Here is a 14,006-nt window from a genome sequence, read left to right on the forward strand (position 1 = left end):
TTACAAAAGTGATGAATTAATTGAACGAAGCACTTCTGCTGGATTTTCAGCTTGAGTAATTGGGCGACCAATCACCAAATAATCAGAACCAGAACTAATAGCCGCAGCGGGAGTCATGACGCGACGTTGATCACCAAAATCACTTCCAATTGGACGAATCCCCGGTGTGACTAATTTAAAATCAGGGCCACAAGTACTACGTAAAATCTCCACTTCTTGTGGTGAACAAACGACTCCATCTAATCCCGCACGCAGGGTTAAATGCGCAAGACGTAATACATGTTCAAGTGGTGAAGAATTAATACCGATTTGTAATAAATCCAAATCTTCCATACTTGTCAATACGGTTACTGCAATTAATAAAGGCGCATCTTTTCCATAAGGCTCGAGAATTTTCTTCGCCTCTTCCATCATTTTCAGACCACCGCTAGCATGGACATCAACCATCCATACCCCTAAATCAGCCGCAGAACGCACTGCTCTTGCCACAGTATTAGGAATATCATGAAATTTAAGATCGAGGAAAACATCAAATTGACGCTCGTGTAATTGCTTAACGAAATTTGTTCCTAGTGTGGTAAACATTTCTTTACCCACTTTTAAACGGCATAAGCTTGGATCAATTTGATCCACGAGGGATAGCGCTTGTGCTTCCGTTTCGTAATCCAATGCAACGATTACTTTGCTATTCATAATTTTACCTCACTGTGTCAATTAATTATGTTCTGGTTTGATGGATTCCCACTGTTTACAAGAAGGACAATTCCACATTAATTTATGGGTTTGATAACCGCAATTTGAGCAACGATAACCAAAGCCTTGCTTAATTCTCTCACCGACCATTTTATGTAGCAAAATTAAGCTTTCTTTACCTCGCCCCTCCTCTGCATCATCAATTTGAAATTGAATAAAACGGTGGAAAATAGACGTACTCGGATGTTTTGTTAACTGCTGATAAAGTTTCGATTGTGCGGCACTCTTACCATCTTTCTCTTCAATCACGCTTGCTAACATTAAATCGACTTTCGTATTGTTAACCTGCTGGCTAGCTCGAATCAAGAATAACTCAAAGTTATCTCTCTCTCCTAATTCATCATAACAATATTTGAGCGTTTTCAGCACTTCACCAATATAAATTGGGTTTTGATCAAGAATATTCTCTAAAAAGTGAATGGCTTGACGATAGTTTTTATTAGCCATTTCTAAATCAGCAAGCAGCATTGATGCTCTCACACTGGTTGGAGATACATTCAGCGCTTTTTGTAAAATACTGCGTTTTTCGACCGCACTTTCAAGTTCACCGCTTAAGGCATATTCACAATAACATTGTGCTAATTCCACATTATTTTCTTTAGATGAGATCTTGGCAAGCTTCTCTGCGATATTAACGGCTTTTTTCCATTCTTTTGTTTTTTGATAAATCACCAAAAGCTGTTGCAGTGCATTTTCTGCAAATTCTGGTTCATCCACCATAATGATGTAAAGCGCTTCAGCACGGTCATAAAAACCGACTGCCATGAAATCTTTGGCAAGTTGCTGTTTAGCTAATAATTTTTGTTCGAAAGAATAATTGGGACTGCGATCAAGTGCTTGATGGATCCGCAAAGCACGGTCCACTTCGCCTCGAGAACGGAAAAGATTACCGAGCGTTAGCTCAGCTTCAAATTGTGAGTTGCTTTCAATTTCATTTTCTGTTTCTTGTTTTTGCAACATATCAAGAAACAAATCAACGGCTTTATCCGTTTGATTGGAAAGCAAAAAATTGACCCCCGTGACATAATCACGAGAGAGTTTATTACTAATATCTTCCTGATCTTTCTTAGCACTCCGATGCCCCATATACCAACCGTAAGCGGCGGCTATTGGCAGAAGCAGAAAGAGTAATTCAAGCATTATACTGCCTTATCACGAGTAGTCGTTAATTCGTTAATTTGTAATGTTTGACGTTTAACTTGACGCGCTAACGACATATTTTTGAATTTTAATTTTAAGTAGAAGAATCCAGTAATTAACCAACCTAAAATTAATCCAAAACCAAATAAAATCGCGACTAGCGTTGAAAGTTGGAATTGGCTTTCAGCAACAATGTAGTTAAAGGTGATTACTTGATCATTATTCGCCCCTATAGTTACCGCAACGATTACGATAGCTAGCACAATAATGAGTCCGAGAATATATTTAATCATCACAATCTCCTTGTTAAGAATAGATTCATTATGCCAAAATTTGTAATAAAAAACGACACCTAAGTGTCGTTTTATTGATATCGATTGAATGTTTAAGCAAAAACATTTACACGATCTTTTAATTCTTTACCCGCTTTAAAGTGAGGTACAGATTTAGCATCTAATTTTACAGAATCACCGGTTTTAGGATTACGGCCAACTCTCGGCTGACGATGGTGTAAAGAGAAGCTACCAAAACCACGTACTTCAATACGATTCCCCTCTTCTAAAGATTGTGCAATGAGTTCAAGAATATCCTTTACAATACCTTCTACTTCTTTTGCGGATAAAGTTGGGTGCTTTGTTGATAGATTTTCAATTAGTTCAGATTTAGTCATCGTCAACTCTCCTTTAAACTTATACTTAAACTTGTTATTAAGACTTACAGGTAATGCATTAGTTCATAATAAATTACCGCTAAATCCTTGTTAATTATAGCTGGTAGTAATAAGGCTGAGTCAATGACCCAGCCTTATTTATGTGAATTAATTATTCACCTTTAGCTGCTTTGAAAGCTTCAGCCATTGCGTTTGGAATAGCAACATCTTCTTGTTTGGTATTCACGTTTGCAACTGCAGCGGCTTCTTCAGCTTGATCTTTCGCTTTTACAGATAAGTGAACGATACGAGCTTTACGATCAACACCTGTGTATTTCGCTTCAACTACATCACCTGCTGCAACTTCGTTTGTTAAGTCTGCTGCACGGATATAACCTTCAACGCCACCTGCTAATTCAACTTTAGCACCTTTAGCGTCAGCTTCAACAACAGTTGCAGAAATTACTGCACCTTTTTTGTTGATTGCTACGAAGTTGTTGAATGGATCATCTTCAAGTTGTTTGATACCTAAAGAAATACGTTCTTTCACTGCATCTACTGCTAATACTACTGCAGAAACTTCGTCACCTTTTTTGTAGTTACGAACTGCTTCTTCACCTGCAACATTCCAAGAAATGTCAGATAAGTGAACTAAACCGTCGATACCACCTTCAAGACCGATGAAGATACCGAAATCAGTGATTGATTTGATTTTACCAGTAACTTTGTCGCCTTTGTTGTGAGTTTCAGCAAATTGAGTCCATGGGTTAGGTTTGCATTGTTTTAAACCTAAAGAAATACGACGACGTTCTTCGTCAACTTCTAACACCATTACTTCAACTGTATCGCCTAAGCTTACAACTTTAGATGGGTGGATGTTTTTGTTAGTCCAATCCATTTCAGAAACGTGAACTAAACCTTCAACACCATCTAAGATTTCAACGAAACAGCCGTAGTCAGTTAAGTTAGTTACTTTACCAGTTAATTTGCTGTTTACTGGGTGGTTTTCAGCGATAGCAACCCAAGGATCTTGACCTAATTGTTTTAAGCCTAAAGATACGCGAGTACGATCTTTGTCAAATTTTAATACTTTAACAGTCACTTCGTCGCCTACATTCACAATTTCGCTTGGGTGTTTAACACGTTTCCAAGCCATATCAGTGATGTGTAATAAACCGTCAACGCCACCTAAATCTACGAATGCACCGTAGTCAGTTAAGTTTTTAACGATACCTTTAACTTCTGAACCTTCAGCTAGGTTCTCAAGGATCTGTTCACGTTCTTGGCTGTTTTCAGATTCGATCACTGCACGACGAGAAACAACAACGTTGTTACGTTTTTGATCTAATTTGATTACTTTGAATTCTAATTCTTTACCAAGTAGGTGATCAGCTTCACGTGCAGGACGTGTATCAACTAATGAACCTGGTAAGAATGCACGAACACCGTTTAACTCAACTGTGAAACCGCCTTTCACTTTACCGTTGATTAAACCGATAACGGTCGCTTTATCTTCGTAAGCTTTTTCTAATTCAATCCAAGATTCATGACGAACAGCTTTCTCACGAGAAAGTTTAGTTTCGCCGTAACCATCTTCAACTGCATCTAAAGCTACGTTTACTGTGTCACCAACTTTAACTTCAAGTTCACCTTGAGCGTTTTGGAATTCAGCAACAGGAATTGCAGATTCAGATTTTAAGCCTGCATCAACAAGTACAAAGCCTTTTTGAATAGCAACAACAGTACCGCTAACGATTGAACCTTGACGGGTTTCAAGGCCTTTTAATGATTCTTCAAAGAGTTGAGCAAAAGATTCTGACATATAAATAATCTTCTTAATTTAAGTTAATAACATCCACATTAAGATCCATAAAATGCGGGGTTGAGGATAAATGTCTATTCTTCCTTGAATAAACAGTTAAATCGAAATTGACACTTTTTGTTGAATATAATCCAACGCTTGAGCAATGACCTCATCAATACTCAATGTTGTGCTATCTAACAATAAAGCATCGTCAGCCGGTTTCAATGGCGCAACCTCACGATTTCTATCGCGAAAATCGCGTTCTTGTATCTCGGCTAAAATCTGTGCAAAGTTACCATTAATTCCCTTATTTTGCAACTGTTTATAGCGTCTTTTTGCACGTTCTTCCGCACTTGCATCTAAAAACAGTTTAACTTGTGCATTTGGGAAAACCACGGTTCCCATATCTCGCCCATCCGCAATCAGGCCATCATTTTTGCCAAAATCCTGCTGAAGTTGCAGTAAAGCTGACCGCACTTTTGGGAAAACTGCCACTTTTGAGGCGGCTTCCGCCACTTCTTGCGTGCGGATCAAATGGCTCACATCCATTCCACCTAAAAGCACATTGACTTCTCCATTCTTTGGAATGAACTGAATATCTAAATGACGTGCTAACTCCGCTAATCCTTCTTCATCGGTTAAGTCTGCATGGCGTTTCAGTGCAGCCAATGCCGTCACGCGATAAATCGCACCACTATCTAATAAGGTAAAACCTAACTTTTCTGCCAATGCGTAACAAAGAGTTCCCTTTCCTGCCCCACTTGGGCCATCAACGGTGATAATCATACCCATACATTACCTCTTATAATCTTTCTATCATGCCCAATACTAATGCCGAGGATTGTTTTGCTGCAAGTGGGAGAAATTCTTCAAATGACATACTTGCTTCGCCATCGCCTGCATCTGAAATGGCTCGAACGACCACAAAAGGTACGTTAAAGGCATGACAAACTTGTGCAATTGCTGTAGCTTCCATTTCTACGGCTGTCACATTGGGAAAATCGGCTTTAATTTGAGCAATTTTTTCTTCGCTATTAATAAAACTATCACCAGAGCAAATTAAACCGCGTTTTACATTTTGTCCTTGTGATTGGGCAATTTCATCGGCTAAATCTGCTAATTGTTTATCTGAAAGAAAAGCAGCTGGATTTGCAGGTAATTGACCTTTTTCATAGCCAAAAGCTGTCACATCGGCATCGTGATATCGGGCTTCATCTGAAATAACGATATCCCCCACTTTTAAGCCTTTCGCAACACCACCCGCTGAGCCCGTATTTAAAACCACATCCGGTTTAGCCAATTGTAATAAAGCTGTGGTACCAATAGCTGCCGCGACTTTACCAATCCCAGATTGCAATAACGCGATCTCTTTGCCATTAATTTTGCCTTCAAAAATGACCGCACTTGCAACTTTTGTCTCTTTTTTATCTGTCATTAATTGGGATAAAATCTCCACTTCTTGTGCCATTGCACCAACAATCCCGATTTTCATTAATTTTTCCTTTCTTGTTCGAGTTTATTCACTAAGAAATCTAATACCGCAACGCCATAATCATCGTTATACAATGTACTCGCGGTGAGAACATATTTTCCGCCCACAACCACATAAGGGAACGTAAATACGCCATATTCTTCTGTTAAATTAATGGCATTATTCACATCTTCTTTTACTTCAGCAGAATGCACGATTTTATTAAATTCAGCTTTACTGATCCCTTGCGAGGCTATCCATTCTCGCATCTTATCTAATGACGATAATTCGGTATAACGTGCCTTTTCAGAGGTTTCAAATAACAGCGTATCTGACAACTCGCCTACTTTTAAACGCTGTAAGGTATAAAATATTGTCGCTGAAAATTTTGCTTCGTTCGTAGCAACCGGGTATTCATCTAATGCCACTTTATTTGGGCGAATTTGGCTATAAAGTTGCAAGATATCTTGAGCTGAAGAACAAACCCGACAGTCGTAATCAAAGAAAAATTGGATAGGAATTCTACTATCACTTCTTCTAATCTGCTCAATAGGTTCTTGATATGAAAAATAATCTCTACCGTCTTCAAACTGTGTCACATTTGCAGGCGGTAAGTGTGGTGAATTTTTGGCGGAAAAATCCTTCGCATTGACTTCACCGGATGCGACATTTGTCACGCTCAGCAACATCATTGCAAATGATCCTTTAAATGTATTCTGCCAAAATTTTTTCATAAACTAACTGGCTCAATATAATCGACTAATAATTGGACGTTTCGATTTCCTCGAAACTCATTAATTTCTAATTTATAAGCAAATTTTGCCTGTTTAATAGACAAATCGGGATAATACCGAGTATCAATATTAAACGCAATGGCATCTAATAATGGACCGCCATTTCTAGGCTCAACAAGCATTTTTAAATGATTTTGATTTTGCCCAATAGTACGTTGCTCAAAAATTTTAAATTCACCATCAAAAACAGGCTCAGGAAAAGCTTGACCCCAAGGTCCACCAGATTTTATCACTTCTGCCGTTTCAATACTAAATTCATTTGCTTGAAGTTCGCCATCCGTCCAAATCACTCCTTGTAATTGATCTTCATTTAACCAATCTTGTACCGTTTGATTAAAAATCTTTTGAAAATCAGGGAAAAAGCTTTCTTTAATGCTTAATCCTGCTGCCATAGCATGACCACCAAATTTTAAAATCATATCCGGATGTTGAGAATGGATGCGTTCTAATACATCGCGCATATGCAAGCCTTCAATTGAACGTGCAGAACCTTTTATAATACCTTCTTGATCTTGTGCAAAAGCAATGACTGGTCGATGGTATTGCTCTTTAATACGAGAAGCTACAATGCCTAATACACCTTGATGCCAATCTTTCTGAAATAAGGTTATTCCCACCGGTAATTCATCGGAAAGTGCGGTGAGATTGCGGCAAATTTCTAAAGCCTCGAGCTTCATGCCTTGTTCAATTTCTTTTCTAGCCTGATTTAAGCTGTCCAAATCCAAAGCTTGTTCTCTTGCCTCTTGCATGCTTTCTGCAAGTAATAACTCCACACCAACAGACATATTATCTAATCGCCCTGCAGCATTTAAACGGGGTGCTATCGCAAAGCCCAAATCAGCCGAACTAAGTTTTTCGACTTCTCGATTAGCCACTTCAGCGAGAGCAATAATTCCTGGTCGACAACGCTTTGCACGAATTCGCATCAACCCTTGATGGGCTAAAATACGGTTATTTTGATCAAGGGGAACAACATCCGCAATTGTGCCGAGCGCGACTAAATCCAGTAATTCAGTAAAATTAGGCTGTGTTTCAGCCGTAAAGATACCTAACTCGCGAAATTTGGCTCGTAAAGCGAGCATTAAATAAAACGCCACGCCCACACCGGCTAAACATTTTGAGGGGAAATCACATTGTTGCAAATTTGGATTAACAATAGCATCAGCATTCGGCAGTATTTCTGGTGGCAAGTGGTGATCGGTAATCAGCACCTTCACGCCCTGCTCTTTTAAATATGCTACGCCCTCAAAGGATGATACCCCGTTATCTACTGTCATCAATAACTGCACGCCTTTTTCCATTGCCATTTCAGCAACAGGCATACTCAAACCATAGCCTTGCTCAAAACGATTCGGCACAAGATATTCCACATCAGTAAAGCCAAGCATACGCAAAGCTAATACTGAAAGTGCCGTACTCGTTGCCCCATCAGCATCAAAATCACCTACTATAACAATCTTTTGTTGCTGTTGATAAGCATCAACCAATAAATCCACGGCTTGTTGAATACCATATAATTGATTGGGATTCAGCATTGATTGCAAAGTTCGGTCTAATTCTTGGCTGTTTTTAATATGGCGAGAACGATAGAGACGATCGAGTAATGCATTATCTGAAACAGGATTTCCGGCTGGAATTTCACGACGTTTGATGAGTTTTTTCACGGTATTTCGTTATTTTAAATGACCACTAAAGGAACATTCGATATGCGCTTTCATGATATGAATATTTTAAGGGCGTATATCATACGCCCTCACTACTAACAATTATTGTGCTGATTCTTGTAATACAGCTAATAAATCTTGAGGTTTTAAATATCCACCAAGCATTTCACCTGTTGATGTCACAATACTTGGCGTACCTTTCACACCAAGTTGTACACCTAAATCATAATGTTTTTTCATAATGTTAGGTGTTTTCAATTCTTTCGGTAAGTTACCTTTTTCTGCTTCGTTCAATGCAAATACAGGATCTTTTGCCGTCCAAATTGCTTCCATTTGGCGAGCAGTTTCATTCATTCCTGCTCGAGGAAATGCCAAATAACGAATAGTAATACCTAAATCATTATACTCTTTTATTTGTTGATGGAGTAAATGACAATAATGGCAAGTGATATCCATGAATACTGTCACAACATGTTTTTCATTTTTTGCCGGATAAACAATCATTTCATTTTTTAATGCGTTCACTTTATCCGCTAGAAATTTACTCGCTACATCAACAGGACCTTTATTCGTTAATTCATACATTTTACCTTGCAAAACATATTGACCATTTTCACTCACATATAAAATACCTTGATCTGTCACAGCAGTTTTAAGGCCTTTTACAGGCGAATCTTTTACTTCTATATTTTTCGCACCTAATGCCTGCAATTTTGATTTAATCGTAGCATTATCTGCCATTGCGTTAACCGAAACCATAACTAAAAGTGCGGTCAGTAATTTATTCATACTCGTTGTTCCTAATTTATTATGAAAATGAGCCTGAATTATAAAGTAATTGATGATTTATGCAAAACTGTTATTTTTTCTAAATAGCATACCAAAAAGATCAACTAAATACTTGATCAAATAACTATACTTTATTACAATACCAAATGTACCCATTCTGGTACAATTTTTAATTCTACTCAAAGAGGATATCTCAATGAAAAACTTATTGAAAATCACAGCTATTGCAGCATTAACCTTCAGCTCTATTAATGCATTTGCTGCATCTCAACAAGCTGAAGAAGTGAAAAAATTTAAAGCGTGGGAAGAAACAGCTGGCCAAAAACTTGAAGCAAGTTTTGATGCAATTGCTACAGCCTCTTCAAGTAGCAATGTGGCCGCAACTGAAACTGCTGTTGCAGAATTTGATAAAAAAGCAGCAGAACATGTAGCCGAATTAGAAGCATTAGGCATTAAAAGTGAAGAAGTTTCACCACTTGTTTCTATGTATAAAGAATATGTAGATGCTGAAAAAGAAGTGGCTCAACTAATTTTATCTCAAGTCAAATCACCATCTGCTGACAATGCAGGTAAAGTTCCTGAAGCTGTCGCAAAAGCAAACGCAAAAGACGATGCTATTGACAAATTAGCAGATCAATTAGAAGAAAAATTCCCTGCAGAGGAATAATTTCATCCTTTTTAATTATATTAAGAACCTTATTTATTCTAAAAATAAATAAGGTTTTTTATTGCTCAATAATCTACCCAATCCTCTGTAGTTCCTTTATAATTTCATTTTTAATTTAACTTAAAAGCTCAATTAGTCATTATGTTTGAAATTAATCCAATCAAAAACAAAATTGCCGACCTTTCCGAGCGCACCTCCGTGCTTCGGGGGTATCTTTGACTTCGATGCCAAAGTTGAGCGTTTAGAAGAAGTCAATGCCGAATTAGAACAACCTGATGTATGGAACGAACCTGAAAAAGCCCAAGCGCTTGGTAAAGAACGCGTTTCACTTGAACAAGTAGTTGATACCATCAAAAACTTAGAACAAGGTTTAGAGGATGTTGAAGGTCTTCTTGAATTAGCCGTTGAGGCGGAAGATGAAGAAACCTTCAGTGAAGCCGTTGCTGAATTAGACGAACTTGAACAACAACTTGCCAAATTAGAATTCCGACGCATGTTTAGTGGTGAACATGATGCATGCGATTGTTATGTCGATTTACAAGCGGGATCAGGCGGTACAGAAGCACAAGACTGGACGGAAATGTTACTTCGTATGTACCTTCGCTGGGCTGAAAGCAAAGGCTTTAAAACAGAATTAATGGAAGTCTCTGATGGCGATGTGGCGGGTTTAAAATCAGCGACAATTCGTGTCAGTGGAGAATATGCTTTCGGTTGGTTACGCACAGAAACCGGTATTCATCGTTTAGTGCGCAAAAGTCCATTCGACTCCAATAACCGTCGTCATACATCATTTGCAGCAGCTTTTGTTTATCCTGAAATTGATGACGATATTGATATTGAAATCAATCCGGCTGATTTACGTATTGACGTTTATCGAGCATCAGGTGCGGGTGGTCAGCACGTCAATAAAACTGAAAGTGCGGTGCGTATTACTCACATGCCAAGTGGAATTGTTGTGCAATGTCAAAACGATCGTTCTCAACACAAAAATAAAGATCAAGCCATGAAGCAGTTAAAAGCAAAATTGTATGAGCTTGAGTTACAAAAGAAAAATGCGGACAAACAAGCGATGGAGGATAATAAATCTGATATCGGCTGGGGTAGCCAAATTCGTTCTTATGTGTTAGATGATGCACGTATTAAGGATCTCCGCACAGGCGTTGAAAATCGTAATACACAAGCTGTACTGGATGGCGATCTTGATCGATTTATTGAAGCAAGCTTGAAGGCAGGACTTTAATCATATCTTGATACAAAAAAGTGCGGTCAATTTTAACCGCACTTTTTTATTACACCTCTTCTTTTTCTTTCAGTTTATTCTTGCCTAGCACTGTATCCTTCATCACTGTCAGCAATTCTTTTTGAATATGAGAAAGCTTTGGTTTTTCTGCTTTATCAAACGCCAGTGGGCGACAAAACTCCATAGCTTTAATGCCCAATCTAGCCGTCAACAATCCCACGCCAATCCCCTGCGCTGCTCGTGCAGAAAGTTTCGCGGTAATATCTTGCGAAAGCCAATCCATCCCTAAATCTTGCACGATTTCAGTTGCACCCGCAAAAGCAAGATTCACCAATACCATTCTGAGCAAACGAAGACGGGTAAAATACCCAAGCTCAATCCCATAAATCGCTACAATTTTATTGATTAAACGAATATTGCGCCACGCAATAAAAAACATATCAATCACAGCTAAAGGACTAATTGCCACAATCACCGCGGATTCTGCCGACATTTTCGTAATCAGTTTTTTCGCTTTTTTATCAAAAGACTGTAACACAGTTTTACTAAACAAATGGGTGACTTCACGAGCAGAATAACTTTCATTCAGCTGTTTTTCCCATTGAACAATAGAGGGATGTTGAGAATCCAATTTTAAGGTATCAGCAATCGATAAACACAAGGCTTTTCCTTTCTCGCTATCCTGTTCAGAAAAAACTTGATGATTTTTAACCGCACTTTCACCAATTAATCGCTGACTTTGTTCTTGTAAATTCAAACGCTTTTTGAGTTTCACCAAACGTCGCCATTCTGCGATGATTTCAGATAAACCAAACAGCACTACCACAAAACTTACCAAGGCAAAAGCAAGGTAAATCCATTGTTGGTTTTGATAACTGTCCCAAATCCATTGAACAGATTGCGCAACCGTCGCACCTAAAAATAAAAGTGCGGTCAATTTCAACGCTGTTTTCCAACCACTGGATTTAGGCTTCACAATTTGCTCAAATTGCTCGTCCAACAACTCCCCTTCTAAAGGTTCATTATCGATAGTTGTTTCAACATTATAAAATTCCTGCTTAGGCAGAATTTCTTCCTCTTCGGGTTGTTGAGATTGTGTGAAAATTTGTTTTGTCATTATTCTTTCCAATAAAAATAGAAACGGTATTTTACTTCAAATTTCTTTAGCAAATCTTAAATGGCTGAAATAAAAAAGCAATATTGACTAGAAAATAAAATGAGCTACTATAGTCATGTCCACAATTAGTTTATCTAATGTGTTAAGTTTTAACTGTTAACTAAGAAGGATCTTTTCATGAAGAAATTTATCGCCACTGCGGTGCTCTCCGCATGTTCTATGGCTTATGCCAATACCGACATTCCAAACTACAATACCGATTCTCATCTGTATGAATTCACTCAAACTTATGATTTAGTTGCGCCAAAAGGTTCGCAAGGACAAGCGAATCTGTGGGTGCCTTTACCGTTTAATGGCGAGTATCAACAGGTAAAATCTATCCATTTTGAAGGTAACTATTTGGATGCCTATGTGACAGAAAACAACAAATATGGTGCGAAAACGCTCTTTGCGACTTGGGATAAAGATGCACAAAAACGCGATTTAAAAATCACAATGGTGATCGAAACCAAAGATCGTGAGCCAATGGTTAAAGGTGCATTAACGAATTACAAGCCACCAAAAGATGTTCAGTATTCTGTTGATGTACAAGAATATTTAAAACCGACTCAACATATTAAAACTGATGGTATAGTGAAACAGTTCGCTGATAAAATTGTGGGTACTGAAACTAATCCATTGAAAAAAGCTGAGTTGATTCACCAATGGATTGTCAATAATATGGAACGTGACAATTCTGTTTTAGGCTGTGGCGATGGTAATGTAGAAAAAATTCTAACCACGGGTGTGTTAAAAGGTAAATGTACTGATATTAACTCCGTTTTCGTTGCACTTGCTCGTGCCAGCGGTATTCCTGCTCGTGAAATTTTCGGTATTCGTTTAGGTGCGGCAGATAAAATGGGCAAATATTCCAAAGGTGCATTCGGTAGTGCGGACGAACATGGCGTAGCAAACGTAAGCGGTGGTCAGCATTGTCGTGCTGAATTCTATCTTGCTGGATTCGGCTGGGTGCCTGTTGATTCTGCCGACGTGGCAAAAATGCGTTTAGCGGAGAAAAAATCTGTTGATGATCAGGATACACAAGCTGTTGCCAAATACTTATTCGGTAACTGGGAAGCAAACTGGGTTGGCTTTAACCATGCGCGTGACTTCGATTTATATCCGCAACCAGAACTTGCTCCACTCAATAACTTTGGCTATCCGTATGCCGAAGTCGGTGGTGACCCGTTAAATTCCTTTGACCCGAAAGAATTTAAATATGACTACATCTCTAAAAAGCTCTAATAAATCTTTTTGGGTTGCGATTGCCACCGCGCTAAGTGCTGCGGTGGCTTCAACATTGTGTTGTATTGCGCCTTTAATCTATTTAGTATTTGGCGTGTCATCCACATGGTTGATTGGCTTGGGTCAATATGATTATTTACGCATTCCGATGCTTATCGTTTCATTATGCGCCTTTGCCTACGGTTTTTGGTTGTTAATGTTTTCCAAAAAAATCATTTGCAGCAAATACATTTCCCGTAAAAAGCTCATTGTTTTGTATTGGATTGTATTTATCGTCATGCTCTTTTTCTTAACTTATCCAACCATTTTACCGTGGATTTTAGAACTGGCTAACTAGGAACAAAAAATGAAGAAATTAACGACCGCACTTTTACTTTCATTATTCACCTTCTCTATCGCTCAGGCGGAAGAAACAAAGCAAGTTGTGCTAAAAGTGAATGAAATGAACTGCCAGCTTTGTGCTTATTTAGTAAATAAAGAGTTACGCAATATTGATGGCGTGATTTCCACTAAAGCCTCCATTAAAGATAGAACTGTGAGTGTTGTGGAAGATCCAAAAGTTTCTGATGAGCAATTGATTAATGCGATTCATAAATTGGAATATACGGCGGAAGTGATTAAGTAACGTGATAAA

The 14,006-nt window shown here is 38.4% G+C and carries 16 protein-coding genes; 5 read left to right on the plus strand and 11 right to left on the minus strand.

Features of this window, described 5'->3' with window-relative positions; all coding sequences use genetic code 11:
- The 10 genes from pyrF to dsbC form a co-directional block, all read right to left on the minus strand.
- Complete coding sequence (pyrF, locus tag HMPREF3020_RS02535; RefSeq protein WP_070775443.1) at nucleotides 1-693, minus strand: orotidine-5'-phosphate decarboxylase; 693 nt, start codon at nucleotides 691-693, stop codon at nucleotides 1-3.
- Between the two features lie 21 nt (nucleotides 694-714).
- Nucleotides 715-1,893, minus strand: coding sequence for a lipopolysaccharide assembly protein LapB (gene lapB / locus HMPREF3020_RS02540; protein WP_070775444.1), 1,179 nt, complete (start codon nucleotides 1,891-1,893; stop codon nucleotides 715-717).
- On the minus strand, nucleotides 1,893-2,186 hold the full coding sequence (locus HMPREF3020_RS02545; RefSeq protein WP_049369025.1) for a LapA family protein: 294 nt from the start codon (nucleotides 2,184-2,186) through the stop codon (nucleotides 1,893-1,895). Before HMPREF3020_RS02545 ends, lapB begins: the two co-directional genes overlap by 1 nt.
- 92 nt (nucleotides 2,187-2,278) lie before the next feature.
- Complete coding sequence (locus HMPREF3020_RS02550; protein WP_005695916.1) at nucleotides 2,279-2,563, minus strand: integration host factor subunit beta; 285 nt, start codon at nucleotides 2,561-2,563, stop codon at nucleotides 2,279-2,281.
- 151 nt (nucleotides 2,564-2,714) lie between these two features.
- The gene (gene rpsA / locus HMPREF3020_RS02555) at nucleotides 2,715-4,364 is read right to left on the minus strand and encodes a 30S ribosomal protein S1 (RefSeq protein ID WP_049384926.1); all 1,650 of its coding nucleotides are present in this window, start codon (nucleotides 4,362-4,364) and stop codon (nucleotides 2,715-2,717) included.
- Nucleotides 4,365-4,460: 96 nt separating this feature from the next.
- Nucleotides 4,461-5,138, minus strand: coding sequence for a (d)CMP kinase (gene cmk / locus HMPREF3020_RS02560; protein ID WP_070775445.1), 678 nt, complete (start codon nucleotides 5,136-5,138; stop codon nucleotides 4,461-4,463).
- 10 nt (nucleotides 5,139-5,148) lie between these two features.
- On the minus strand, nucleotides 5,149-5,838 hold the full coding sequence (locus HMPREF3020_RS02565) for a 5'-methylthioadenosine/adenosylhomocysteine nucleosidase (RefSeq protein WP_070775446.1): 690 nt from the start codon (nucleotides 5,836-5,838) through the stop codon (nucleotides 5,149-5,151).
- Nucleotides 5,838-6,509: a thiol:disulfide interchange protein DsbA/DsbL gene (locus tag HMPREF3020_RS02570; RefSeq protein ID WP_144049848.1), complete on the minus strand. Its 672-nt coding sequence runs from the start codon at nucleotides 6,507-6,509 to the stop codon at nucleotides 5,838-5,840. The genes HMPREF3020_RS02565 and HMPREF3020_RS02570 overlap by 1 nt, the downstream gene beginning before the upstream one ends.
- Before the next feature lie 38 nt (nucleotides 6,510-6,547).
- Nucleotides 6,548-8,275 carry a single-stranded-DNA-specific exonuclease RecJ gene (gene recJ, locus HMPREF3020_RS02575; RefSeq protein WP_005698483.1) on the minus strand — a complete coding sequence of 576 codons (1,728 nt, stop codon included), beginning with the start codon at nucleotides 8,273-8,275 and terminating at the stop codon, nucleotides 6,548-6,550.
- 102 nt (nucleotides 8,276-8,377) lie between these two features.
- Nucleotides 8,378-9,064 carry a bifunctional protein-disulfide isomerase/oxidoreductase DsbC gene (gene dsbC / locus HMPREF3020_RS02580; protein ID WP_005698484.1) on the minus strand — a complete coding sequence of 229 codons (687 nt, stop codon included), beginning with the start codon at nucleotides 9,062-9,064 and terminating at the stop codon, nucleotides 8,378-8,380.
- Between the two features lie 196 nt (nucleotides 9,065-9,260).
- On the opposite strand from dsbC, the gene HMPREF3020_RS02585 reads away from it, so the two are divergent.
- Both HMPREF3020_RS02585 and prfB read left to right on the plus strand, forming a co-directional pair.
- Nucleotides 9,261-9,731 carry a hypothetical protein gene (locus HMPREF3020_RS02585; protein WP_005698570.1) on the plus strand — a complete coding sequence of 157 codons (471 nt, stop codon included), beginning with the start codon at nucleotides 9,261-9,263 and terminating at the stop codon, nucleotides 9,729-9,731.
- A gap of 141 nt (nucleotides 9,732-9,872) precedes the next feature.
- Nucleotides 9,873-10,971 (plus strand): peptide chain release factor 2 gene (gene prfB / locus HMPREF3020_RS09335; protein WP_100207855.1). Its coding sequence is split into 2 segments (ribosomal slippage): nucleotides 9,873-9,947 and nucleotides 9,949-10,971, totalling 1,098 coding nucleotides; the frame shifts between segments, so codons are not numbered across the junction.
- Nucleotides 10,972-11,020: 49 nt separating this feature from the next.
- Here prfB and HMPREF3020_RS02590 read toward each other — a convergent pair.
- Nucleotides 11,021-12,088, minus strand: a complete 1,068-nt coding sequence (locus tag HMPREF3020_RS02590; protein WP_005698523.1) for a TIGR01620 family protein — start codon at nucleotides 12,086-12,088, stop codon at nucleotides 11,021-11,023.
- Between the two features lie 177 nt (nucleotides 12,089-12,265).
- Here HMPREF3020_RS02590 and HMPREF3020_RS02595 point away from each other — a divergent pair, with 177 nt between their 5' ends.
- The 3 genes from HMPREF3020_RS02595 to HMPREF3020_RS02605 are packed head-to-tail and all read left to right on the plus strand — an operon-like array spanning nucleotide 12,266 to nucleotide 13,997.
- The gene (locus tag HMPREF3020_RS02595) at nucleotides 12,266-13,372 is read left to right on the plus strand and encodes a transglutaminase-like domain-containing protein (protein WP_005698549.1); all 1,107 of its coding nucleotides are present in this window, start codon (nucleotides 12,266-12,268) and stop codon (nucleotides 13,370-13,372) included.
- Nucleotides 13,347-13,709 carry a mercuric transporter MerT family protein gene (locus HMPREF3020_RS02600; protein ID WP_005698515.1) on the plus strand — a complete coding sequence of 121 codons (363 nt, stop codon included), beginning with the start codon at nucleotides 13,347-13,349 and terminating at the stop codon, nucleotides 13,707-13,709. Before HMPREF3020_RS02595 ends, HMPREF3020_RS02600 begins: the two co-directional genes overlap by 26 nt.
- Nucleotides 13,710-13,718: 9 nt before the next feature.
- On the plus strand, nucleotides 13,719-13,997 hold the full coding sequence (locus HMPREF3020_RS02605) for a heavy-metal-associated domain-containing protein (protein WP_005698512.1): 279 nt from the start codon (nucleotides 13,719-13,721) through the stop codon (nucleotides 13,995-13,997).
- The last annotated feature ends 9 nt before the right edge of the window (nucleotides 13,998-14,006 follow it).

The sequence above is a fragment of the Haemophilus sp. HMSC068C11 genome (genome assembly GCF_001815355.1).
GTDB lineage: Bacteria > Pseudomonadota > Gammaproteobacteria > Enterobacterales > Pasteurellaceae > Haemophilus_D.

Excerpts from the sequence above, each read along its gene's own strand:
- pyrF (WP_070775443.1), bottom strand. The coding sequence starts at position 693 with ATGAATAGCAAAGTAATCGTTGCATTGGATTACGAAACGGAAGCACAA.
- lapB (WP_070775444.1), bottom strand. The coding sequence starts at position 1,893 with ATGCTTGAATTACTCTTTCTGCTTCTGCCAATAGCCGCCGCTTACGGT.
- HMPREF3020_RS02545 (WP_049369025.1), bottom strand. The coding sequence starts at position 2,186 with ATGATTAAATATATTCTCGGACTCATTATTGTGCTAGCTATCGTAATC.
- HMPREF3020_RS02550 (WP_005695916.1), bottom strand. The coding sequence starts at position 2,563 with ATGACTAAATCTGAACTAATTGAAAATCTATCAACAAAGCACCCAACT.
- rpsA (WP_049384926.1), bottom strand. The coding sequence starts at position 4,364 with ATGTCAGAATCTTTTGCTCAACTCTTTGAAGAATCATTAAAAGGCCTT.
- cmk (WP_070775445.1), bottom strand. The coding sequence starts at position 5,138 with ATGGGTATGATTATCACCGTTGATGGCCCAAGTGGGGCAGGAAAGGGA.
- HMPREF3020_RS02565 (WP_070775446.1), bottom strand. The coding sequence starts at position 5,838 with ATGAAAATCGGGATTGTTGGTGCAATGGCACAAGAAGTGGAGATTTTA.
- HMPREF3020_RS02570 (WP_144049848.1), bottom strand. The coding sequence starts at position 6,509 with ATGATGTTGCTGAGCGTGACAAATGTCGCATCCGGTGAAGTCAATGCG.
- dsbC (WP_005698484.1), bottom strand. The coding sequence starts at position 9,064 with ATGAATAAATTACTGACCGCACTTTTAGTTATGGTTTCGGTTAACGCA.
- HMPREF3020_RS02585 (WP_005698570.1), top strand. The coding sequence starts at position 9,261 with ATGAAAAACTTATTGAAAATCACAGCTATTGCAGCATTAACCTTCAGC.
- HMPREF3020_RS02590 (WP_005698523.1), bottom strand. The coding sequence starts at position 12,088 with ATGACAAAACAAATTTTCACACAATCTCAACAACCCGAAGAGGAAGAA.
- HMPREF3020_RS02595 (WP_005698549.1), top strand. The coding sequence starts at position 12,266 with ATGAAGAAATTTATCGCCACTGCGGTGCTCTCCGCATGTTCTATGGCT.
- HMPREF3020_RS02600 (WP_005698515.1), top strand. The coding sequence starts at position 13,347 with ATGACTACATCTCTAAAAAGCTCTAATAAATCTTTTTGGGTTGCGATT.
- HMPREF3020_RS02605 (WP_005698512.1), top strand. The coding sequence starts at position 13,719 with ATGAAGAAATTAACGACCGCACTTTTACTTTCATTATTCACCTTCTCT.